15 protein-coding genes are annotated in these 22,910 nt (G+C 69.1%); 8 read left to right on the plus strand and 7 right to left on the minus strand.

Features of this window, described 5'->3' with window-relative positions:
* Positions 1-64: 64 nt before the first annotated feature.
* Positions 65-2,707 (plus strand): aminopeptidase N, encoded by a 2,643-nt coding sequence (gene pepN, locus ASG87_RS02380; RefSeq protein WP_056000139.1) that lies wholly within the window; start codon positions 65-67, stop codon positions 2,705-2,707.
* A gap of 55 nt (positions 2,708-2,762) precedes the next feature.
* Here the strand turns inward: pepN and ASG87_RS02385 are convergent, their stop codons facing one another.
* On the minus strand, positions 2,763-2,948 hold the full coding sequence (locus tag ASG87_RS02385; protein ID WP_056000142.1) for a hypothetical protein: 186 nt from the start codon (positions 2,946-2,948) through the stop codon (positions 2,763-2,765).
* A 561-nt stretch (positions 2,949-3,509) separates the two neighbouring features.
* Between ASG87_RS02385 and mnmG the strand changes: the two genes are divergently transcribed.
* From mnmG to ASG87_RS02405, 4 genes are all read left to right on the plus strand, one after another.
* A complete protein-coding gene (gene mnmG, locus ASG87_RS02390) occupies positions 3,510-5,384 on the plus strand; it encodes a tRNA uridine-5-carboxymethylaminomethyl(34) synthesis enzyme MnmG (RefSeq protein ID WP_056000145.1) in 1,875 nt (624 codons plus the stop codon).
* A 63-nt stretch (positions 5,385-5,447) separates the two neighbouring features.
* Positions 5,448-6,209, plus strand: a complete 762-nt coding sequence (locus tag ASG87_RS02395; RefSeq protein WP_056000148.1) for an RDD family protein — start codon at positions 5,448-5,450, stop codon at positions 6,207-6,209.
* 158 nt (positions 6,210-6,367) lie between these two features.
* Positions 6,368-8,701 carry a Tex family protein gene (locus ASG87_RS02400; RefSeq protein ID WP_056000151.1) on the plus strand — a complete coding sequence of 778 codons (2,334 nt, stop codon included), beginning with the start codon at positions 6,368-6,370 and terminating at the stop codon, positions 8,699-8,701.
* 104 nt (positions 8,702-8,805) lie between these two features.
* Positions 8,806-10,662, plus strand: a complete 1,857-nt coding sequence (locus ASG87_RS02405) for an autotransporter domain-containing protein (protein ID WP_056000154.1) — start codon at positions 8,806-8,808, stop codon at positions 10,660-10,662.
* A gap of 74 nt (positions 10,663-10,736) precedes the next feature.
* Here the strand turns inward: ASG87_RS02405 and ASG87_RS02410 are convergent, their stop codons facing one another.
* A complete protein-coding gene (locus ASG87_RS02410) occupies positions 10,737-11,603 on the minus strand; it encodes a YbaY family lipoprotein (protein ID WP_056000157.1) in 867 nt (288 codons plus the stop codon).
* Positions 11,604-11,871: 268 nt separating this feature from the next.
* The gene (locus ASG87_RS02415) at positions 11,872-14,919 is read right to left on the minus strand and encodes a TonB-dependent receptor (RefSeq protein ID WP_235499546.1); all 3,048 of its coding nucleotides are present in this window, start codon (positions 14,917-14,919) and stop codon (positions 11,872-11,874) included.
* 534 nt (positions 14,920-15,453) lie between these two features.
* Here ASG87_RS02415 and ASG87_RS02420 point away from each other — a divergent pair.
* Entirely contained in the window at positions 15,454-16,017 is a 564-nt protein-coding gene (locus ASG87_RS02420; RefSeq protein ID WP_056000317.1) for a helix-turn-helix transcriptional regulator, read from the plus strand.
* A 30-nt stretch (positions 16,018-16,047) separates the two neighbouring features.
* On the opposite strand, the gene glyS is transcribed toward ASG87_RS02420, so the two are convergent.
* Both glyS and glyQ read right to left on the minus strand, forming a co-directional pair.
* On the minus strand, positions 16,048-18,195 hold the full coding sequence (gene glyS, locus ASG87_RS02425; protein ID WP_056000160.1) for a glycine--tRNA ligase subunit beta: 2,148 nt from the start codon (positions 18,193-18,195) through the stop codon (positions 16,048-16,050).
* Positions 18,192-19,097 carry a glycine--tRNA ligase subunit alpha gene (gene glyQ / locus ASG87_RS02430; RefSeq protein WP_056000163.1) on the minus strand — a complete coding sequence of 302 codons (906 nt, stop codon included), beginning with the start codon at positions 19,095-19,097 and terminating at the stop codon, positions 18,192-18,194. Before glyQ ends, glyS begins: the two co-directional genes overlap by 4 nt.
* Before the next feature lie 101 nt (positions 19,098-19,198).
* Here glyQ and ASG87_RS02435 point away from each other — a divergent pair, with 101 nt between their 5' ends.
* Both ASG87_RS02435 and ASG87_RS02440 read left to right on the plus strand, forming a co-directional pair.
* Entirely contained in the window at positions 19,199-21,019 is a 1,821-nt protein-coding gene (locus ASG87_RS02435) for a GspE/PulE family protein (RefSeq protein ID WP_056000166.1), read from the plus strand.
* A 30-nt stretch (positions 21,020-21,049) separates the two neighbouring features.
* Positions 21,050-21,784, plus strand: coding sequence for a glutamine amidotransferase (locus ASG87_RS02440; protein ID WP_056000169.1), 735 nt, complete (start codon positions 21,050-21,052; stop codon positions 21,782-21,784).
* Between the two features lies 1 nt (position 21,785).
* Here the strand turns inward: ASG87_RS02440 and ASG87_RS02445 are convergent, their stop codons facing one another.
* Positions 21,786-22,109: a DUF1820 family protein gene (locus ASG87_RS02445; RefSeq protein ID WP_056000171.1), complete on the minus strand. Its 324-nt coding sequence runs from the start codon at positions 22,107-22,109 to the stop codon at positions 21,786-21,788.
* A 9-nt stretch (positions 22,110-22,118) separates the two neighbouring features.
* On the minus strand, positions 22,119-22,802 hold the full coding sequence (locus ASG87_RS02450) for a rhomboid family intramembrane serine protease (RefSeq protein WP_056000174.1): 684 nt from the start codon (positions 22,800-22,802) through the stop codon (positions 22,119-22,121).
* Between the last annotated feature and the right edge of the window lie 108 nt (positions 22,803-22,910).

Here is a 22,910-nt window from a genome sequence, read left to right on the forward strand (position 1 = left end):
CCTGCCGGTGAAAAGCCGCATGTTAGCCTGATCCATCCCCTTTCCAGCGCCCCCATTCCACGCCATGACCGCACGCACCGAGCAAAGCCCCTCCACGATCCGGCTCGCGGATTACCGCGCCCCGGCCTGGCGGGTCGAATCCGCCGAACTGGTTTTCGACCTGGACATCGAATCCACCGAGTTGCAGGCCCGCCTGCGGCTGCGCGCCGACCCGGCGCAGCACGAGCCGCTGCGCCTGGACGGCGAGGGGCTGGAGCTGCTGGCGATCGGCCTGGACGGCCAGCCGCTGGCGCCGGACCACTACCGCTACGCCGACGGCGTGCTGCAGGTCGAGGGCGCGCGCGACGGCAGCGTGCTGGAAACCCGCGTGCGGCTGCGCCCGGCGGCGAACACCGCGCTGGAAGGGCTGTACCTGTCCGGCTCGCGCGAGGCCGGCTTCCTGCTGACCCAGTGCGAGGCGCAGGGCTTCCGCCACATCACCTTCTTCCCCGACCGCCCGGACGTGCTGTCCAACTACACGGTGACCCTGCGCGCCGACCGCGCGCGTTTCCCGGTGCTGCTGGCCGGCGGCAACCCGGACGGCGCCGGCGAGCTGCCCGACGGCCGCCACTGGGCGCGCTTCGTCGATCCGCATCCGAAGCCCAGCTACCTGTTCGCGCTGGTCGCCGGACGGCTGGAAAGGATCGAGCGCGACTACCGCACCGCCGACGGCCGCGCGGTGAAGCTGGTGATCTGGTCCGAGGCCAACGTGATCGACCGCTGCCACTACGCGATGGACGCGCTGGAACGCGCGATGCGCTGGGACGAAGAGACCTACGGCCGCAACTACGACCTCGACGTGTTCCATGTCGTCGCCACCCACGACTTCAACATGGGCGCGATGGAGAACAAGGGCCTCAACATCTTCAACGCGAAATACCTGCTGGCCGACCCGGACTCCACCACCGACGACGAGTACCGCGCGGTGGAGGCGGTGATCGCGCACGAGTATTTCCACAACTGGAGCGGCAACCGCGTCACCTGCCGCGACTGGTTCCAGTTGAGCCTGAAGGAAGGGCTCACCGTGTTCCGCGAGCAGCAGTTCTCCGCCGACATGAACTCGCCGCCGCTCAAGCGCATCGAGGACGTGGCGCTGCTGCGCCGCGCGCAGTTCCCCGAGGACGCCGGCCCGCTGGCGCACCCGGTGCGCCCCGCGCAATACAGCGAGATCAACAACTTCTACACCGCCACGGTGTACGAGAAAGGCTCCGAGCTGGTGCGCATGCTGGCCGGCCGGCTGGGCCGGGAAGGCTTCCGCCGCGGCATGGACCGCTACTTCGCGCAGAACGACGGCCGCGCCGCCACCCTGGAGGATTTCCTCGCCGCGCTGGGCGAGGCCAACGGCATCGACCTTGCGCCCTACCTGGCCTGGTACGCCCAGGCCGGCACGCCCCGCCTGCACGCCGGCGGCCACTACGATGCCGGGCAGCGCAGCTACACGCTTACGCTCCAGCAGCACACCGCGCCCGGCGCCGGCCAGCCGGACAAGCGGCCGCTGCCGATACCGGTGAAGCTGGCCCTGTTCGGGAGCGACGGCCGGATGCTTCCGCTGCATATGGACGGCCAGACGTCCGAAACCGAAGCGGTGGTGGTGCTCGACCAGGCGCGGCAGTCGTTCGTCTTCGGCCAGCTCGACCAGCCGCCGGTGCCGTCGCTGCTGCGCGGCTTCTCCGCGCCGGTGATCCTGCAGTACGACTACCGCCCGGACGAGCTGGCCCTGCTGCTGATGCACGACGCCGACGGCTTCAACCGGTGGGAAGCCGGCCAGCAATTGGCCCAGCGCGCCTACGACGCGCTGCGCGACGGCGCCGCGGACGATGCCGTGCGGGCCTGGAGCGAGGCGCTGGCAGCGCTGTTCCAGGACAGCGCGCTCGATCCCGCCCTGCTCGCCGACCTGCTCACCCCGCCCGGCGAGATCGAACTGGCCGAGCGCGAGACCGGCGTCGATCCGGCGCGCATCCATGCCCTGCGCCAGCAGTTGCAGCGCCGGCTCGCCGAACGGATCGGCGCCGCCGCGCTGCGGCAGCGCTACGAGGTGCTGGCGGCTCCCGCCGCGTTCGCGCTCGACGCCGCCAGCCAAGCACGCCGCCGGCTCAAGCGCCGAGTGCTGGAACTGCTCGCCCTGCTCGATCCGGAGGCGGCGCAGCCGCTCGCCCAGCGGCAGTACGAACAGGCCGACGGCATGACCGACCGGCTCGCCGCGCTCGGCGTGCTGGTGCGCCATGCGGCCCCCGCGGCCGCGGATGCGCTGGCGCACTACCGCGCGCGCTACGCCGACAACGCGCTGGCGCTGGACAAGTGGTTCGCCGTGCAGGCGCAGTTGCCCGGCGAGCCGGCGCTGGCGCACGTGCAGGCGCTGGAAGACGATCCGGCCTTCACGCTGAAGAATCCCAACCGCGTGCAGTCGCTGCTGGGCAGCTTCGCCCGCGGCAATCCCAGCGGCTTCCACCGCGCCGACGGCGCCGGCTACCGCTGGCTGGCGCAGCGGCTGGTCGCGCTCGATGCGCTGAACCCGCAGGTCGCGGCGCGCCTGGCCACGGCCTTCAACGGCTGGCAGCGGCTGGAACCGGCGCGGCGCGCGGCCGCCCGCGCGGCGCTGGACGCCCTGGCGGCCCAGCCGCTCTCGCGCAACCTCGCCGAGATCGTCGGCAACATGCTGAAGGATTGAAAGCCGAAGGAACCGCGGCCCGGGCGACGGCGCCTGGGCTGCCGGATCGCGGCTGTCAGGCCGGCAACCGGCCCAGCGCGTCGAGCAGGCGGCTCATGCGCGACTCCAGCCGCGGCTGCAGGCTGGCCCGCTCGCGCTCGCTGCGCTCGGCCAGGTGGTCGATGGCCAGTTCCACCCGGCCGATTTCCATCAGCAGGTCGTGATGCGGATAGACGGGTGCGAAATCGATGCCTGGATTCATGGCGTGCTCCCCTTGTCGCGGACACCGGAAGCGAGCAAACCTCGTGCCATAACGTGACGACGATCACACCTGAACCTTGCGCCAGAACAGAAAACTGACGCTACGCGTCAGCTCGTGCCGCCCCCCGGCACAAAAGGCCGTTTCAGTCACCGTTTGTTCACGCGCACGCCGCCAAGATCAACCCACGTTCCGCAGCGCCAGCGATCCAACGCATTCCGGTTTCTGGCGTCCGGCAACACGGTCATCCTGGATTCCCCCTGTTCCTGAGACCGCCGGGCGCCAGATCTAAACGAGCAAAACCCCGCCTTGGCGGGGTTTTGCTTTTTCCGGACCCACAAAAGGCGACGGCGCCCAGGGAGTCTCCTCCCGGGCGCCGCCATGCTCCCTTTCCCGGCACGCGATCGAACCCCTGTCTGTCCGATCTCGGCGCGCGTGTTCCGCGCAGCGTCTGCCCGTGAAAGTGCGTGTCTGGAAAAGCAGGAAGCATGCCACGCGCCCGCGCGCTCCCCCGCAAAGCCGCCTGGGCGCTACCATAACGCCCTGTTCGCCCGAGACTTTCCCGTGTTCCATCCCACTTCCTATGACGTGATCGTGGTCGGCGGCGGCCACGCCGGCACCGAGGCCGCGCTGGCCGCCGCGCGCACCGGCGCACGCACCCTGCTGCTCAGCCACAGCATCGAGACGATCGGCCAGATGAGCTGCAACCCGGCCATCGGCGGCATCGGCAAGGGCCACCTGGTGAAGGAGATCGACGCGCTGGGCGGCGCGATGGCGCATGCGGCCGACCTGGCCGGCATCCAGTGGCGCACGTTGAACGCCTCCAAGGGCCCGGCCGTGCGCGCCACGCGCTGCCAGGCCGACCGCGCGCTGTACAAGGCGGCGATCCGCCGCATCGTGGAAAGCCAGCCGAACCTGGAGCTGTTCCAGCAGGCGGTGGACGACCTGGTCCTGGAGGGCGGCCGCGCCGTCGGCGTGGTGACGCAGATGGGCCTTTCCTTCCGCGCAAGGTCCATCGTGCTCACCGCGGGCACCTTCCTCGCCGGCAAGATCCACATCGGCCCCGCGCAATACGCCGGCGGCCGCGCGGGCGATCCGCCGGCCGGCGCGCTGGCCGCCCGGCTGCGCGAGCTGCCGGTGGCGGCCGATCGCCTGAAGACCGGCACGCCGCCGCGGATCGACCTGCGCAGCATCGATTTCGACGGGCTCGAGGAACAGCCGGGCGACGATCCCGCACCGGTGTTCTCCTATCTCGGCACGCGCGCCGAGCATCCGCGCCAGGTGAGCTGCTGGATCACCCATACCGGCGAGCGCACGCACGAGATCATCCGCGGCGCGCTGGACCGCTCGCCGCTGTACAGCGGCCAGATCGAGGGCATCGGCCCGCGCTACTGCCCGTCGATCGAGGACAAGGTGGTGCGCTTCGCCGAGAAGGCCTCGCATCAGGTCTTCATCGAGCCGGAAGGGCTGGACACCTTCGAGATCTACCCGAACGGCATCTCCACCTCGCTGCCGTTCGACGTGCAACTGGAGCTGGTGCGCTCGATCAAGGGCTTCGAGCGCGCGCACATCACCCGGCCCGGCTATGCGATCGAGTACGACTACTTCGATCCGCGCGGGCTCGACCCGTGGCTGGAGACCAAGGCCGTTCCCGGCCTGTACTTCGCCGGCCAGATCAACGGCACCACCGGCTACGAGGAGGCCGGCGCGCAGGGCCTGGTCGCCGGCCTCAACGCCGCGCTCGCCGCGCAGGGCAAGGCGCCGTGGTATCCGCGCCGCGACGAGGCCTACATCGGCGTGCTGATCGACGACCTCACCAGCAACGGCACCATCGAGCCGTACCGCATGTTCACCTCGCGCGCCGAGTACCGCCTGCACCTGCGCGAGGACAACGCCGACCTGCGCCTCACCGAGCAGGGCCACGCGCTGGGCGTGGTGCCGCCGGCGCGCTACGACGCGCTGCGCGCCAAGCGCGAGGCGGTGGAGCGCGAGATCCAGCGCCTGGGCGCGCTGTGGGCGGCCCCGGCCAACGCGCTGGGCGCGGCCATCGAGCGCCAGCTCGGCATTGCGGTCAGCCGCGAGACCAATGCGCTGGACCTGCTGCGCCGGCCGGAACTGGACTACGCGAAACTCGCTTCGGTCGACGCGCTCGGCCCGGCCGTGGCGGACGCCGATGTCGCCGCACAGGTCGAGGTGCAGACCAAGTACGCCGGCTACCTCGAGCGCCAGCGCGAGGAGATCGCCCGCCAGCGCCGCCAGGAGCACACCGCGATACCGGCCGGCTTCGACTACGACAAGGTGCGCGGCCTGTCCGCCGAGGTGCTGCTGAAGCTCAAGCGCAGCCAGCCCGCCACGGTCGGCCAGGCGGCCCGGATCAGCGGCGTCACCCCCGCGGCGATCTCGCTGCTGCTGGTGCACCTGAAACGCCATGCCGCCTGACCGCGTGGGCCGCCATGCCCATGGCATCATGTGGACTTTGATCACCGGCAACGGGAGCGCGCAATGGAAATCTGGATCGGTCGGGACGGCGAGCGCCACGGCCCATACAAGGAAGACGACGTGCGCGAATGGCTGCGCAGCGGCCAGTTGAGCCGCGACGACCTGGCCTGGCGCGAGGGCCTGGCCGACTGGCAGCCGCTGTCCACGCTGTTCCCCGAGGCGGCCGCCGCCGTGCCGCCGCCGGCTCCGCCGGGCCCGCGCGCGTTCTCGCCGTTCACCGCGGCCGCGCTGGAGGACTACGCCGGCTTCTGGAAGCGCGTCGCCGCCTACATCCTCGACCTCATCCTGCTCTACATCCCCACCTCGCTGATCGAAAAGATGGGCGGCGGCGACGCGGCCCGCAACGCCCTGGAGCAGGCGCTGGCCGCGTCCGGCGGCAACCCGCAACTGGCGCTGGCGGCGCAGCAGCAGTTCTATGCCGTCATGTGGCCGGCCATGCTGGCCAGCGGCCTGCTCGCCTGGGCCTATTTCGCGCTCTGCGAAAGCTCGCGCTGGCAGGCCACGGTGGGCAAGCTGGCGCTGGGCATCCGGGTGACCGACCTGCAGGGCCGGCGGATCAGCCTCGGCCGCGCCATCGGCCGCTATCCGGGCAAGATCCTCAGCGCCTTCATCCTGTGCATCGGCTTCCTCATGGTGGCCTGGACCCAGCGCAAGCAGGGCCTGCACGACATGCTGGCCGGCACCCTGGTGCTGAACGGCCGCGCCGGCGAGTTCCAGGACGCCGCCCGCCCGCCCGACGGCCGCGGCGGCTCGTTCAGCGCCTGATCCCCGCCTCCCCGACTAGGGCCGGCGCCCGCCGCTTCCGGAGCCGCGACCCCGTGGCCCCGGCACGGCCGGAGCCCGGCCGGCGGCTTGTTATCATCGCCCGCTTAGGTTTCTTCCATCCGGCGCCGCGCGCCACGCCAAGGAATCCATCGTCACCCATGCTCAGCATCGAACAACGCATCGCCAACGACATCGCCGCCAAGCCCGCGCAGGTCCAGGCAGCCGTGGAACTGCTCGACGGCGGCGCCACCGTGCCGTTCATCGCGCGCTACCGCAAGGAAGCCACCGGCGGCCTGGACGACACCCAGTTGCGCCTGCTGGAAGAGCGCCTGCGCTACCTGCGCGAACTGGAGGAGCGGCGCGCCGCGATCCTCGCCAGCGTGGAAGAACAGGGCAAGCTGACCGATGCGCTGAAGGACGAACTGCTCGGCGCCGACACCAAGGCGCGGCTGGAAGACCTCTACCTGCCCTACAAGCCCAAGCGCCGCACCAAGGCGCAGATCGCGCGCGAGGCCGGCCTGGAACCGCTGGCGCAGGGCCTGCGCGACGATCCCACGCAATCGCCCGAGGCGCTGGCCGCGGCGTACGTCGATGCCGACAAGGGCGTCGCCGACGTGCGCGCGGCGCTGGACGGCGCGCGCGCGATCCTGATGGAGTCGATCGCCGAAGACGCCCACCTGATCGGCGAACTGCGCGACTGGCTGTGGGCGCAAGGCCAGATCCGCGCGAAGGTGGTGGAAGGCAAGGAGAACGAAGGCGCGAAGTTCCGCGACTACTTCGACCACGTCGAACCGATCGGCAAGATCCCCTCGCACCGCCTGCTCGCCCTGATGCGCGCGCGCAACGAAGGCATCATCGAGCTGGAGCTGAGCCCGGGCGCCGACGCCGAGCAGGGCCACCTCGAAGGCGAGGGCCGCGTCGCCGCGCGCGCCGGCATCCTCGACCGCGGCCGCCCCGCCGACGCCTGGCTGCGCGAGACGGTGCGCCTGACCTGGCGCGTGAAGCTGCACCTGCACCTCACCCTGGACCTGTTCGGCCGCGTGCGTGAAGGCGCCGAGGACGAGGCGATCCGCGTGTTCGGCGACAACCTCAAGGACCTGATGCTGGCCGCACCCGCCGGCGCGAAAACGGTGATGGGACTGGACCCGGGCATCCGCACCGGCTGCAAGGTCGCGGTGGTCGATCCCACCGGCAAGCTGCTCGCCACCGACACCATCTATCCGCACGAGCCGCGGCGGCAGTGGAACGAATCGCTGGCCTCGCTGGCCCGGCTGTGTAGGCAGCACGGCGTGGACCTGATCGCCATCGGCAACGGCACCGCCTCGCGCGAGACCGACAAGCTGGCCGGCGAGCTGATCAAGGGGCTCGCCAAGAGCCATCCGGAGCACAGGCTGTCGAAGGTCGTGGTCAGCGAGGCCGGCGCCTCGGTGTACTCCGCCTCGGAAACCGCCGCCAAGGAATTCCCCGAGCTGGACGTGAGCCTGCGCGGCGCCGTCTCCATCGCGCGGCGCCTGCAGGACCCGCTGGCCGAGCTGGTGAAGATCGAGCCGAAGGCGATCGGCGTGGGCCAGTACCAGCACGACGTGAACCAGGTGAAGCTGGCGCGCGCGCTGGACGCGAAGGTGGAGGACTGCGTGAACGCCGTCGGCGTGGACGTGAACACCGCCTCGGCCGCGCTGCTGTCGCGCGTGGCCGGCCTTTCCGCCAGCGTGGCCGAGAACGTGGTGAAGCACCGCGACGCCAACGGCCCGTTCGCCAACCGCAAGGCGCTGCTCAAGGTGCCGCGGCTGGGCGACAAGGCGTTCGAGCAGTGCGCCGGCTTCCTGCGCGTGCCCAGCGGCGACAACCCGCTGGACGCCAGCGCGGTGCATCCGGAAGCCTATCCGGTGGTCGAGCGGATCATCGCCCAGTGCGGCCGCGAGGTGAAATCCATCATCGGCGACGCCGGCTTCCTGCGCGGCCTCAAGCCCGAGCAGTTCACCGACGACACCTTCGGCGTGCCGACCGTGCGCGACATCCTCAAGGAACTGGAGAAGCCCGGCCGCGACCCGCGGCCCGAGTTCGTCGCGCCGAGCTTCGCCGAGGGCGTGGAGGACGTGAAGGACCTCAGGCCCGGCATGATCCTCGAAGGCCGCGTCACCAACGTCGCCGCGTTCGGCGCCTTCGTCGACATCGGCGTGCACCAGGACGGCCTGGTCCACGTCTCGGCGCTGTCGCACACCTTCGTGAAGGACCCGCGCGACGCGGTGAAGGCGGGCGACATCGTCAAGGTGAAGGTGATGGAGGTGGACCTGCCGCGCCAGCGCATCGGCCTGTCGATGCGGCTGGACGACGAGCCGGGCCAGGCACGCGGCGGCCGCACCGGCAACGCCGGCGATGCGCGCGGCCAGCGCGACGGCCGCGGCCAGCGCCCCGGCGCCGCGCCCAAGGCCGCCCCCGCCCCGGCCAACAGTGCCTTCGCCGATGCCCTGTCGCGCGCGATGAAGCGCTGACGCACCGGACGCATGCCGCGCTGGCTGCAGTGCAGCATGCGTCCGCGTATGGTCTTGGATTAACGTAACGCAGTCATAACAAAAACCCCGGGAGCCCTACCGCCATGCCTCGTACCCGCCATCTAGCCGGCGCGATCTGCGCCGCCCTGCTGTTCAGCACGGCCGCCGGCGCCACCGATTTCAGCAAGGTCGTCGTGATCGGCGACAGCCTCAGCGACAGCGGCAACATCTCGCTGGCCACCGCCCCGGGCGTCCAGCCGCCGCTGCGCTTCACCACCAACCCCGGCACCACCACCGCCGAGAACGTGGCCAAGGCGCTCGGCTTCACCCTGAGCCCGTCGCTCGCCGGCGGCACCGACTACGCGTTCGGCGGCGCCGGGCTGCTGCACAACGCCGCCGCCGGCCCGATCCCGACCCTGCCGCAGCAGTTGCAGATGTACCTCGGCGCGAACGGCGGCAAGGCCGACGCGAACGCCCTGTACCAGGTCTGGGGCGGCGCCAACGACATCTTCTACCTGACCGCCACCACGACCGACCCGAACGCGCTGGCCGCCGGCGCCGGCGCCGCCGCGCAGACCGAGGTGAAGCTGCTCGGCCAGCTTCAGGCCGCCGGCGCCAAGTACGTGGTCGTCTACAACCTGCCCGACATCGGCAAGACGCCGTCCGCCGCGGCCGGCGGTGCGGCCGCGCAGGCCGGCGGCACCCAGCTCTCGCTGGTCTACAACGGCATACTCGACGCCGGCGTGAACCAGCTCAGCGGCAGCGGCCTGAACGTGATCCCGGTGAACACGTTCCAGTTGCTCAACGAGGTGATCGCCAACCCGGCGGCCTACGGCTTCAGCAACGTGACCGCGCCGGCCTGCACCGGCGGCGACGGCAGCTCGGCGCATTGCGGCCCGCAGGGTTCGGGCCTGCCGGTGACCTATGCGCCGGGCACCGAGAAGACCTACCTGTTCGCCGATGGCGTGCATCCGACCACCGCCGCCCACGCCATGCTCGGCCAGTACGTGGTGTCGGTGATCCGCGCGCCGGAGCAGATCTCGATGCTCGGCGAAGCGCCGCTGGCCGCCAGCGCCGCGCAGTACCGCGCCATCCGCGACCAGATGCTGATCGACGGCCAGGGCAGCGACACGCGCCTGTTCGCCAGCGTGGACTACGGCCGCCAGCGCTTCGACCGCAGCGCCAACTCGCCGAAGACCGACAGCGACAACGTCAACCTCACGATCGGCGCCGACGTGCGCGCCAGCGAGCACGTCTCGGTGGGCGTGGCCCTCGGCCTCGGCCAGAGCAACGCCGACTTCGCCGGTGGCGGCGGCTACAAGCTGCAGGACATCTCCGGCCTCGGCTATGCCGTGTACCACAACGGCGGCGGCTATATCGGCGGCTTCGCCAGCTTCGGCCAGTCCAACTTCAAGGACATCGAGCGCACCATGATGATCGGCGCCGCCCGCCGCAGCGAAAGCGGCAAGGCGGACGGCTCGCACCTGGGCGGCGGTGCCGAGGGCGGCTGGTGGTTCGCGTTCGACAACGGCCTGCGCACCGGCCCCTTCGCCAAGGCCGAATGGCAGACCATCAAGGTCAACGGCTACAGCGAGAGCGGCAACGACAGCACCTCGATGTGGTTCGGCCGGCAGCAGCGCGACGCGCTGATCGGCACGCTCGGCTGGCGCCTGCAGGGCAACTGGCAGGCCGGCAGCACCACGCTGTCGCCGTACGTCGAGATCGCCTGGAACCACGACGACAAGGCCGACCCGCGCGAGGTCACCGCCGGCGTCAACGGCATGTCCGGCCACTTCGCGCTCACCGGCTTCACCCCGGACAAGACCTGGACCAGCGCCGACGTCGGCCTGAGCACCCGGTTCAGCTCCAACGTGACCGGCTGGCTCGCCTACAGCGGCCGCTTCAGCGACCAGAGCCAGAAGAACAACAGCGTGAACCTCGGCGTCAAGATCGGCTTCTGATCCGGCCATGACCGCCCACGAAAAAGCCGCCCTCGGGCGGCTTTTTCGTGCATCCGGCGAATGGCTCGCCGGGCTTACTTGTTCTTGCCGCCGGTAGCCATGCCGAGCATGTCGACCGCCTGCTTGTGCAGGTTCGCAGCCTCGTCGTCGCCGAGCGCATCGACCTTGCCGCCCGCCTCGGACTGCTTCACCACCAGGTTGCCGTCCTTGTCCCAGCTCGCCCGCTCGATCGAGCCGGGCTTGGCGTCCTTGCTGGACTTCTTCTGCTGCACCACCACCCACGGCTTGCCGTCCTTGTAGGCGAAATCGGTGCTGGTGAAGCCCTTGTCGCCATAGTCGGCCTGGGCGCGGATGAACTGCACGGCGCCGGCGGAACGGAACACCTGCCAGGCGCGCGACACGTCCGGCTCCAGCTTGGAGCCCTGGGTGATCTTCATGCCGCCGATCTGCTTCTGCGCGGCCTTGAACGCATCCAGCTCCTTCTCGGCCGGGGTCTGCTCGGCCACCAGCTGGATCGAGACCTGGTTCGAGGCGCCCTTGGTCAGCACCGGCGCCTGCAGCGGCATCGTGTAGTGGCGCTCACCGTCGGTCAACTGGGCCTGCACCACGTACAGGTTGGCCGGGCTGACGTCCGCCGGGTTGAACTCCAGCTCGAACGACTGCGGCAACTGCACCGGGGCCACGGTCTTGCTGGCCAGCGGCTTGCCGTCCTGGGCCGAGACGTCGACCAGGGAGATCTCCAGCTTCGCCTCCGGCGACAACTGCGCCGGGTCGCGCAGGGCGATCGTGCCGCTGACCTTGTTCGCCTGGGTGGCCGCGGCGGCGGCCGGAGCCTCGCCGTCCGTGCCCGTAGCCGTGCCCTGCGGCGAAGAACCGGAGCCATTGCACCCGGCCAGGGCCAACGCGGCTACCGACATCAACGACCAGACCATCCTGCGCATGAGGAAACCTCTATCTGCTGTGTTTGAAACGGGGCACGGTAAACAGGCGCCCGGCGCCCGGTCGTTTCCGTGGGGGAAGCGGCAAGCATAGCCCAAAAGTCCCCTTCCGGAAAAGTCAATAGAGACCGCCGCCACAGACCGGGGCCCACGTCGCAGGGCGGCAAGGCCGAATCCAGCGACTGCGCCGCATAAAAAAACCGCCGGGGAAATCCCCGGCGGTCGTATCGAGACTGCATCAACCGCCTGCAGTTTCAGTATCGCTCAAGCATCAGAAGTCGTACGAGACGCCGAAGCGGAAGTAGCGCGGAGTCTGCGAGCTGATCGGACGCCGGAAGCTGGAACTCGACTGCAGGGCGTAGATCTGCGTGGTCGTCTGCTTGTCGAACACGTTGTAGACCATGACGTTGAAGGCGAGCTTCTTGCCAGCCCACTCCGGCCGGTACTCGGCACTCAGGTCCAGACGGTACGTCCACGGATTGCGCTTGGTACCCGGCTGGAACGGCTTGCCGCTGCAGAAGTGGTAGTAGCCGCCGGTGTAGGCCAGGCCGGGGTTGGTCTGGTCAGGACCATAGAGGCCCAGGCAGGTGATCGGCGCGCCGGAAGCGATGGACATGTTGCCCGACAGCATCCATTCCGGGGTGATCTGGTAGGAGCCATAGGCCTTCAGCTGATGGCGACGGTCGTTCGACAGGTAGCCGTTGGCGTAGTCCATGACCTGGGCGTAATCCCAGTCCACCGTGGCCGACACGTCGGTCTGGCCGATGTCCGTACGCACCTGGCCTTCGCTGTTGCCGTAGCTGCGCGAGAACAGGTAGTCGACCTTGCCGAACCACTTGCCGTCGAACGGATGCTCCAGGAACAGATCCAGGCCGTAGTACTTGCGCTTCATCGTGGTGTTGAAGCCGAAGTCCTTCCTCCAGTCCATCGGCACGTCGTAGTAGCCGCCGCCGATCTTCGCGATCGAGAACACCGTGTTCTTGCCCGGGTTGATCAGGAAGCTGCCCGGAATCAGGCCCGGATCGTAGGTGGCCGGATCGATGCCCATCTTGTTCATCTTGGCGATGATCGAGGGAGAATCGCCGATATCGTCGATCGCATTGCGCAGGTTGCGGTAGGTCGCCTTGGCGCCGTACACCCACGCATCGCCCAGCTTCTTGTCGAAGCCGAGGATGTACTCGTCCTGGTACTCCGACTTCAGGTTGTGGGCGCTGCCGACCTTCGGATCGCGCGGCTGGCCGTACTCGCCGTTGGCGGAGAACGGATTGCCCGCGCCCACGCTGGCGTCGATCGGATGCAGGCCGGTCGGGATACCGTTCGAGTCGATGCCCTCGTAGGTGTAGAACTCGCGGGTGTACAGCGAGGAACCCGCCGCGCGCAGCGCCACGCTGGTGGGCAGGGCGAGGTAGTAGCGGCCGGCGTTGCCGTAGATCTTGAAGCTGGAATCGCCGTTGACGTCCCAGCTGAAGCCCACGCGCGGCGCCCACTGCGGCGAGGTCAGGCGCAGGTACGGCTTGCCGCCGGCGTTGTAGTTGGTGAACTGGTCGTTGCGCAGGCCGAGCTTGACCAGCCAGCGGTCGGTGACCTGCCAGCTGTCCTCGATGTACTGCGCACGCTGCGACACGCGGACCGACGCGTTGTCGTGATACCTGTAGCGAGCAACGTAGTAGCCAGTCTCGCCGCCCGGCTGCGACCCGGTATTCTTCACCCAGGGCCGGTTTTCCCAGCCCGCCCCAGTCTCAGGGCCACCGGCGACGTAGGTATCGGGATCACCCTGGTTGTTGTATTCCCAGGCATAACCCAGGCCGGCATCCGGGAACTTGGTGCCCGCGTCGATGTTCTTCACGTCCTGGTTATCGATACCGGCGGTGATGGTGTGGTCACCAAGCCGATAGCTCAGGTCGACGCGCAGATTGGTGCTGACCGAACGATGGCCGGGCAGGTTTTCCGTCGCGACGGTCTGGCTGTTGGTGATGGGGTTGCCGCCGTTCAGGGCCGGATTCTGGTCCTGCGCGCTGAAGAGGTACGGATAGGTCGGATCGTAGCCCGGCGTATTGCTGTACCAGGTGCCCTTCATCTTGCCGTACAGCACGCTCGCGGTCAGGTCGTCCGTGATGTAGCTGGTGAACTTGGCCGTATAGACGTCCGCGCCATTCTTGGTCTGGGTGTCGTAGCTGTTGAACGCGCCTTCCGTCTTGGTGGCGTAGTTGTAGCTGTACAGCGAACCCTCGTAGGAGGACTTGCTGGACGCACCCGTCACTTCGAGGATGTTGCTGTCGGTGATGTTCCAGTCCAGCTTGCCGTACCACTTCGGATTGTCGTAGCGGTAATGGGTGACGTACGGCGCCACGTTGGAGCCGGTGGAACGGCCCGGCTGGCGCTCGGCTTCCACCGCCGCGAACACGAACAGCTTGTCCTTGATCAGCGGGCCGCCGACGTAGGCGTCCACCGTGGTGGTCGACGACTTGTTGTCAGAACGGTACTGGCGGATCTTGCCGCGCGAGCCGTCCTTGTTGACGTAGTAGTAGTCCTTCGGATCGCTCTTGAGATCCTTGGGGGTCCACTGGACCTGGCCGCCGAAGTGCCACTCGTTGGTGCCGCGCTTGCCGACCTGGCTGATCACGCCGCCGTCGGAACGGCCGTACGCCGCGCCGTAGCCGCCGCTCAGGATTTCCTGCTGGTCGATCGCGCCGTACGGCAGGGTGATGCCGCCGAAGTTGCTGAGCGGGTCGGTGGTGTTGAAACCGTTGAGGTAGTACGCGTTCTCGGTCACCGAAGCGCCGCCGAACGACACCACCGAACCACCGGTGGCATTGGTGAAGTACGTGCTACCGGCAACCACGCCCGGCGCCAGCAGGGCGATGGCTTCGGCGCTGCGGGCCAGCGGCAGCTTGGCCAGCTGCTCGGAGGTGATGACGGTGCGCGAGTCGACGCCCGTCACGTCGATCGACGGCAGGGCATTGGCCGTCACGGTCAGGCCGCTCAGGTTCTGGGCGTTTTCGGCATTGGCCGAGGCGCCGAAGGACACGTCGGTGCTCGAACCCACGCGCAGGGTCACGTTGGAGCGCGAATCGACGACCTGGCCGTTGCGCTGCAGCGAAACGGTGTAGGTGCCCAGCGGCAACTGGCTGGCCGAGTAGGCCCCGTTGGCATCCACAGCGACCGTGCGGCTCACGCCCGACGAGCTCTTGATGACGACGCTGTCGCCACTGCCGGCTGCCACTACGCCATTGATGCCACCCGTAGTGGCCTGGCCGAAGGCCACTCCTGCCATGCTCAGGCCGATGGCGAAAGCCAAGGCGGTACGACGTGGCTGCATGCCACGGCTCTTGTTCATGCTCATCACTAAAGATCTCCCCAGATCGGCTCGGCTCGCCGAGCAAAAATTTCAATCACCCAGTTGCAAGCAGCTGTCCCGCGTATCGGAGCGCGCGTTTCCTGCGCCTGAAATCCCGTTTGCATGTAACCGACAGCTGCGTAAAAGCGACCGTAGTACCCTGCGCAACATTCTGTCAACGATTTTTTATCATCGACGTCGCCTTTTACTTACGGCGCGGAAACCTTACGGCCGCCCACCTGACCGCGCCCGCCCCGTCAACCCGCTGGAGGCAAGGTGTGCCGCACGTCCCAGGAGCGCATCGTGGGCCCCGATGGGCTGGTGTATTCCTGTTCGGTCGGTCGTAAAGTATTGCGTCGCCAGGGCAAGAAGGTGCAATAACTTGCTACGATGGCCGCGCTCGAGAAAGCTTGAAGCAAGCCAGTTCCGTCATCATTCGCGTTGATCCGTCGCGGCCGAGTCCTCCCGACGGTCTTCAACCCCACATTCCATCGCCGAATGACCGTGGCCATACTCATGCGTACGCAACCACCCGCTTCCACCGAATCCAGCGAAACCTTCGCCGAACGCATCAAGCTGCTGATCCAGCGCGTAGGCAGCGCAACGGAAATCGCCCGCATGTGCGGCTTTTCCGAAGGCGTGGTGCGAAGCTGGCGCGACGGCAACACCGACCCTTCGCGCGCGCGCTGCGTCAAGCTGGCCCGCACGCTCGGCATCTCGCTGGTGTGGCTGGTGGCCGGCGAGGGCTCGATCCAGCCCGACCCGACGCTGACGCGCGCCGAGGAACAGACGTCCAGCGAGACCTCGTATCCGTCGCGGCACCGCACGCACCTGTCCGCCGACATCGCCGGCCTACCGGCCACCGGTGTCGACAGTGCCCGCCTGAACACGGCGATGAAGATGCTGCAGTCGGAACTCGACCTGGCCGGCAGCCCGCTGGCCCTGGCCGACCACGCCGACCTACTCGCCGACCTGTACGCCGCGCTCGGCCCCGGCGGGGTCAATGTGGACGCCGGCGCGATGCTGGCCTTCAACCGCCGCCTGTCCGAGCGGATCCGGCATAACCGCGCCAGCGCCTGAATTCGCCTCGGCGCGGCCTTCCTGCCGCGCCTACAGCCTGGCGATATCGGCGATCGCGGTGAACTGCGCGCTCAGCTGGCCGAGCAGGGCCAGGCGGTTGGCCCGCACCGCGGGCGCCTCCGCGTTCACCAGCACGCTGTCGAAGAAGGCGTCGACCGGCGCCTGGAGCCGGGCCAGCCGGGTCAGCACGGCGGCATAGTCGCCCTGGCGCAGCGGCGCGGCGCAGTCTTCCCGGGCCGCGGCCAGCGCACTGGCCAGCGCGTGCTCCTCCGGCGCCTCGAAATGCGCGGGGTCGACCGCCTTGCCGATGCTTTCCGCACCGGATTCCTCGGCCTGCTTGCGCAGGATGTTGGCCACCCGCTTGTTCGCCGCGGCGAGGCTGCCCGCCTCCGGCCGGCGGCCGAACTCGGCGACCGCGTGCAGCCGGCGGTCGAAGTCGTACAGGCTCGAAGGCGCCACGGCCAGCACCGCCTCGAACTGCTCGTTGCCGAATCCCAGCTCGGCGTAGTAGCCGCGCAGGCGTTCCAGCACGAAATCGCGCAGCTCGCCGGCCAGGGCGGCACGCCGGGCCGCCGCGTCGAACACGGCCGGCTTGCCATCTTTGCCCGGCTTGATCCCGGCGGCCAGGGCCGCGTCGGGCAGCAGCTCCAGTGCTTCGACCAGGCTGCCGCCGAGATCGAGGTCGAGCTTGCCTTCGACCAGGGTACGGGCCAGCCCCAGCGCCGCGCGGCGCAGGGCGAACGGGTCCTTGTTGCCGCTGGGCTTCATGCCGACGGCGAAGATGCCGGCCAGCGTGTCCAGCCGCTCGGCCACGGCGAGCACCTGGCCGAGCTTGCCGGCGGCGATCGCGTCGCCGGCGAAGCGCGGCTGGTAGTAGCTGTCCAGCGCCTCGGCCACGGCCTCCGGCTCGCCATGGTGGCGGGCGTAGTAGCGGCCCATCACGCCTTGCAGCTCCGGGAACTCGCCGACCATGCGGGTCAGCAGGTCGCACTTGCTCAGGCTGGCCGCGCGGGTCGCCGCGCCGGCGTCCACGCCGACCCGGTTGGCGATGACGCGGGCCAGTTCGGCGACGCGCACGCTCTTGTCCCACAGGCTGCCGAGCGCCTGCTGGTAGGTGACCTGCTTGAGCTGCGCCTGGTAGTCGGCCAGCGGCGTCTTCAGGTCCTCGTCCCAGAAGAACTTGGCGTCCGCGAAGCGGGGGCGGATCACGCGCTCGTAGCCTTTGCGGATCTCGGCCGGGTCCTTGCTCTCGATGTTGGCGACGCCGATGAAGTGCTCGGTGAGCTTGCCATGGGCATCGAACACCGGCACGAATTTCTGGTTGGCCTCCATCGTGGTGACCAGGGCTTCCGGCGGGACCGCGAGGAAGTCGCGCTCGAACGCGCATCCGATCGCCGCCGGCCATTCGGTCAGGTTGGCGATCTCGTCGAGCAGGGCCTCGTCCAGCCGCGGTACGCCGCTGGTGCGCACGGCCGCGCGGGCGACCTCGTCGCGGATGCGCTGGCGGCGCTCGGCCGGATCGGCCAGCACCTTGGCCGCGCGCAGCGCGTCGAGCCAGCCGTCGGCGTCGGCCACATGCACGGGGTTGGGATGCATGAAACGGTGCCCGCGCGACTTGCGGCCGCTCTTGAGGCCCAGCAGTTCGCCTTCGACGATCGCGTCGCCATGCAGCATCACCAGCCAGTGCGCCGGGCGCACGAAGCTGTAGTCGTGGTCGGCCCAGCGCATCGGCCGCGGGATCGGCAGACCCTTGAGCGCCTCCTCGACGATCTGCGGCAGCAGCTCGGCCACCGGCAGGCCCGGCTTCACCGCGCGGAACACGAACCAGGCGCCCTTGTCGGTCTCCAGCTTTTCCAGCTGTTCGACGCCGACGCCGCAGGACTGCGCGAAGCCGAGCAGGGCCTTGCCCGGCTGGCCCTCGGCGTCCAGCGCAGCGTTGACCGCCGGGCCGCGGCGCTCGATCACCTGCTCGGGCTGGGTCTTCGCCACCGCCGGCACGTACGCGGCCAGCCGGCGCGGCGTGCAGTAGGCGCGTGCCTGGTCCAGCGCCGCCTCGATGCCGCGCCTGGCGAGCCCGTCGCAGATGCCGCGCAGGAACGCGGCGGACAGCTCGTCCAGCGCCTTCGGCGGCAGTTCCTCGGTGCCCAGTTCGATCAGCAGCGACTTGGCGGCGCTCATGCGGCCTGCTCCTTGTTCTTCAGGCCCGGATAGCCGAGCTTCTCGCGTTGCGCCACATAGGTCTCGGCCACGCTGCGCGACAGCGTGCGCACGCGCAGGATGTAGCGCTGGCGTTCGGTGACGCTGATCGCGCGGCGCGCGTCGAGCAGGTTGAAGGTATGGCTGGCCTTCATCACCTGCTCGTAGGCAGGCAGCGGCAGGTTGGCGGCGATCAATTGGTTGGCGGTGGCTTCGCACACGTCGAACCAGCGCAGCAGCTCGGCTACGTTGGCGTGCTCGAAGTTGTAGGTGCTCTGCTCCACCTCGTTCTGGTGGAACACGTCGCCGTAGGTCACCGTGCCGTGCGGGCCTTCGGTCCAGATCAAGTCATAGACGTTGTCCACGTTCTGCAGGTACATCGCCAGGCGCTCGAGGCCGTAGGTGATCTCGCCGGTCACCGGGCGGCACTCCAGGCCGCCGGCCTGCTGGAAATAGGTGAACTGGGTGACTTCCATGCCGTTCAGCCACACCTCCCAGCCCAGGCCCCAGGCGCCCAGCGTGGGCGATTCCCAGTTGTCCTCGACGAAGCGCAGGTCGTGCACCAGCGGGTCCAGCCCCAGTTCCTTCAGCGAGCCGATGTACAGCTCCAGGATGTTCTCCGGGTTCGGCTTCATCACCACCTGGTACTGGTAGTAGTGCTGCAGGCGGTTGGGGTTGTCGCCGTAGCGGCCGTCGGTGGGCCGGCGCGAAGGCTGCACGTAGGCGGCCGCCCAGGGCTCCGGACCGAGCGCGCGCAGGAAGGTGGCCGGGTGGAAGGTGCCGGCGCCGACCTCGGTATCGAGCGGCTGCAACAGCACGCAACCCTGGCTGCCCCAATAGCGGTTGAGCGTCTGGATGACGTCCTGGAAGGTACGCGCGGACATGGCTTTCCGTGACCGGTGGATAAAGCGCGCTAGTATAGCCGCAGCTTGCTTGCGCGCCGGCCCTGCGGCCGGCGCACCTCGTTCCGGGAGACCCCTTCGGCATGGCCGCATCGCCCCAATCCAAGCCGCTGCTCGGCCGGCGCGGCCGGCTGGAGCTCGACGAGCTGCTGGCCGCCCTGGTGGTCGACGGCTACGTCTCGGCCGAGGACGCCAGGCACGTGCGGATGGGCTCGCGCGCCGGACGCAGCGTGGTGGAGCTGAACCCGCTGGTGCTGGTCGCCAACGCCAAGCTGACCAACCGGCGCGATCCCGGCCGGCCGATCAGCCTCGAAGGGCTCACCGAATGGCTGGCCGGGCAGGCGGGCCTGCCCTACCTCAAGATCGACCCGATGAAGATCAACGTCGCCTCGGTCACCCAGGTGGTCAGCCACGCCTATGCGCAGCGCCACCGCATCCTGCCGGTGGCCGCGGCGGCGGGCGAGGTCACCTTCGCCACCGCCGAACCGTTCGACGACGGCTGGGCCAGCGACCTGGCGCACATGCTGCGGCGCGACGTGCACCGGGTCGTGGCCAGCCCGATCGACATCAACCGCTACCTGCAGGAGTTCTACGGCGTCCAGCGCTCGATCCAGCTGGCGCAGGACGCCAAGGCCGGCGGCTACGACACCTCCGCCATCCTCAACTTCGAGCAGCTGGTCGAGCTGGGCAAGGCCGGCGAGGTGGGCGCGGACGACCGCCACGTCGTGCACATCGTCGACTGGCTGCTGCAGTACGCCTTCGAGCAGCGCGCCTCGGACATCCACCTGGAGCCGCGACGCGACGCCGGCCTGATCCGCTTCCGCATCGACGGCGTCATGCAGAAGGTGTTCGAGCTGCCGCCGCCGGTGATGACGGCCGTCACCGCGCGCATCAAGATCCTCTCGCGCATGGACGTGGCCGAGAAGCGCCGGCCGCAGGACGGCCGCATCAAGACGCGCTCGGCCGCCGGGCGCGAGGTGGAGCTGCGCATCTCCACCATGCCCACGGCCTTCGGCGAGAAGGTGGTGATGCGCATCTTCGACCCGGACATCGTCGCCAAGGACTTCTCCCAACTGGGCTTTTCCGACGGCGAGGACGCCACCTGGCGCAGCCTGGTGGAGCGGCCGCACGGCATCGTGCTGGTGACCGGCCCGACCGGCTCGGGCAAGACCACCACGCTGTACTCCACGCTCAAGCACCTGGCGCGCCCCGAGATCAACGTGTGCACGGTGGAAGACCCGATCGAGATGGTCTCGCCCGAGTTCAACCAGATGCAGGTGCAGGCGTCGATCGAGCTGGATTTCGCCGCCGGCGTGCGCACCCTGCTGCGGCAGGACCCGGACATCATCATGGTCGGCGAGATCCGCGACCTGGAAACCGCCCAGATGGCCGTGCAGGCCTCGCTCACCGGCCACCTGGTGCTGTCCACCCTGCACACCAACGACGCGCCCAGCGCGGTGACCCGCCTGCTCGACCTGGGCGTGCCGCACTACCTGATCCAGTCCACCCTTACCGGCGTGGTCGCCCAGCGCCTGGTGCGCACGCTCTGCCCGCACTGCAAGCAGGAGTCCACGCAGGATCCGGACGAATGGACCGCGCTCACGCACGGCTGGACCCTGCCGCTGCCTGGACGCGTCTTCAAGCCCGTCGGCTGCCTGGAATGCCGCAACACCGGCTTCTTGGGGCGCACCGGCATCTACGAGATGATGCGGCTGAGCCCGCGCCTGCGCGGCCTGCTCTCCGCCGACCTGGACCTCGGCCGCTTCGGCGCCGCCGCGCTGGCCGAAGGGCTGCAGCCGCTGCGCATCTCGGCGGCGGCGCAGGTGGCGCGTGGCGTGACCACGGTGCAGGAAGTGCTGACCGTGCTGCCGCCGATCGAGCACGAACCCATCGACCCGCCGTAACAACGTCATATCGACCGTGATCGAACCAGCATGAAACCCGTTCTCGTCATCCGCACGGGCCGCGCGCCCGATCCCATCCGCGGTCGCCACGGCGATTTCCCGCACTGGTTCCGGCTCGCCGCGGGATTGCGCCCGTCGCAGCTCCGCGTGGTCGACGTCGAGGCCGGCGAAAGCCTGCCGGCCGTCGCCGAAGTCTCCGGTGCCCTGATCACCGGCTCGGCGGCGATGGTCACCGAGCGGGCGGCGTGGAGCGAGCGCACCGCCGGCTGGATCCGCCACGCGATGGATGCGGAACTGCCGATGTTCGGCGTCTGCTACGGCCACCAGTTGATGGCGCACGCCCTCGGCGGCCGCGTCGATTACCTGCCGGGCGGCCGCGAGATCGGGACGCTGCCGATCGAGCTGCTGCCGCCGGCGGCGCACGATCCGCTGGTCGGCGCCATGCCGTCGCAGTTCCGCGCCCACACCACCCACGAACAGAGCGTGCTCGAAGCGCCGCCGGGCGCGGTCGTGCTGGCCCGCTCCGCCCGCGATCCGCACCATCTCCTGCGCTACGGGCCGCAGGCGCTGAGCGTGCAGTTCCATCCGGAGTTCAACGCCGAGGTCATGCGCGCGTATATCCGGCGAAAGCAGCAGGCGATGCGCAGCGAAGGCAGCGATCCGCACCATGTGTTCCGGCAGGTCGGGGCGACGCCGATCGCCCGCCGGCTGCTGAGAATGTTCGCCCGCCACCACGGCATGCACCATGGGGCACGGCACGCCTGAGTCAGCGCGGCTTCGGCGGCATCGGAAACGGCGTGACCTTCTGGCCGTCGGCGGCGTCGCGGATCACCAGCGTGCTCTTGCGCTCGACTTCCTCGATGCGCACCACCGACTGCATCGGCAAGTGCAGCACGCGCGTGTCGCGGAACTCCTCGCGCAGCCGCTCCTCGGTAGGATCGACCAGCAGCCCCGAACCAGCCGGCTCGAACACCAGCTCGGCGACCTCGGTGAAGCCCCAGAGGCTGCTCGAAGTCACCTGGCGGGCATACAACTCGTAGCATTTCCCGAGATGCAGGAAGGTAACCTTGTAGAGTTTCTTGGTGCGCATCGGTGAAGTTTAGCCGCGCAGGCGGCGCACGATCGCATCGCGCGAGAACAGCGCGAACACCACGCCGAACAGGAAGCCGGTGATGTGCGTCCACCACACCACCGCCCCGTAGCTCGGCCCGGCATAGCTGAAGAGCAATTGCAGCAGCACCCAGATGCCGATCAGCAGATAGGCAGGCACCCGCACGAATTCGAGATAGAGGCCCAGCGGCAGCACCAGCCCCAGCCGGGCCCGCGGGAACAGCGCCAGGTAGGTGCCCAGCACCGCCGACACCGCGCCGCTGCAGCCGATGATCGGCCGCCCGACGCCCGCCAGCGAGATGGCGCCGACCAGGTTGGCGACGATGCCGCCGATCAGGAACAGCAGCAGGAAGCGGATCGAGCCGAGGCTCCGCTCGGCGGCCAACCCGAAGATCACCAGGAACAACAGGTTGCCCAGCAGGTGCAGCCATTCCACGTGGATGAACAGCGCCGTGCCCAGCCGCAGCAGGGCCGGGTCCAGCAGTTGCGGCCAGAACGGCTGCTTCGCGTCGAAGATGCTGGTGGGGATCGTGCCCCACTCCAGCAGGATCGATATCCGTTCGGGCGAGGGCGTCAGCGCCAGTCCCACGAAACACACCACGCACAACGTCACCAGCAGCAGGGTGGCCCACTGCAGCCGTGTGCGTCGTTTGGTTTCGACATGGACGAACAAGCCAGGCTCCCCGATGGATACGCTGTTGCGTAGTCACTCGCGCAAGGCCGGCGACTGCGGACGGATGATGCCACGTCAGGAGGGGAGGAACGGACAGGCAACCCACCT

The organism is Frateuria sp. Soil773 (genome assembly GCF_001428405.1).
GTDB lineage: Bacteria > Pseudomonadota > Gammaproteobacteria > Xanthomonadales > Rhodanobacteraceae > LMSL01.

Bases quoted from the DNA above. Each gene is read 5' to 3' on its own strand.
- ASG87_RS02400 (WP_056000151.1), top strand. From the start codon at position 6,368: ATGCTCAGCATCGAACAACGCATCGCCAACGACATCGCCGCCAAGCCC.
- ASG87_RS02420 (WP_056000317.1), top strand. From the start codon at position 15,454: ATGCGTACGCAACCACCCGCTTCCACCGAATCCAGCGAAACCTTCGCC.
- ASG87_RS02445 (WP_056000171.1), bottom strand. From the start codon at position 22,109: ATGCGCACCAAGAAACTCTACAAGGTTACCTTCCTGCATCTCGGGAAA.
- ASG87_RS02405 (WP_056000154.1), top strand. From the start codon at position 8,806: ATGCCTCGTACCCGCCATCTAGCCGGCGCGATCTGCGCCGCCCTGCTG.
- ASG87_RS02385 (WP_056000142.1), bottom strand. From the start codon at position 2,948: ATGAATCCAGGCATCGATTTCGCACCCGTCTATCCGCATCACGACCTG.
- glyS (WP_056000160.1), bottom strand. From the start codon at position 18,195: ATGAGCGCCGCCAAGTCGCTGCTGATCGAACTGGGCACCGAGGAACTG.
- ASG87_RS02435 (WP_056000166.1), top strand. From the start codon at position 19,199: ATGGCCGCATCGCCCCAATCCAAGCCGCTGCTCGGCCGGCGCGGCCGG.
- ASG87_RS02415 (WP_235499546.1), bottom strand. From the start codon at position 14,919: ATGCAGCCACGTCGTACCGCCTTGGCTTTCGCCATCGGCCTGAGCATG.
- pepN (WP_056000139.1), top strand. From the start codon at position 65: ATGACCGCACGCACCGAGCAAAGCCCCTCCACGATCCGGCTCGCGGAT.
- glyQ (WP_056000163.1), bottom strand. From the start codon at position 19,097: ATGTCCGCGCGTACCTTCCAGGACGTCATCCAGACGCTCAACCGCTAT.
- ASG87_RS02440 (WP_056000169.1), top strand. From the start codon at position 21,050: ATGAAACCCGTTCTCGTCATCCGCACGGGCCGCGCGCCCGATCCCATC.
- ASG87_RS02410 (WP_056000157.1), bottom strand. From the start codon at position 11,603: ATGCGCAGGATGGTCTGGTCGTTGATGTCGGTAGCCGCGTTGGCCCTG.
- ASG87_RS02395 (WP_056000148.1), top strand. From the start codon at position 5,448: ATGGAAATCTGGATCGGTCGGGACGGCGAGCGCCACGGCCCATACAAG.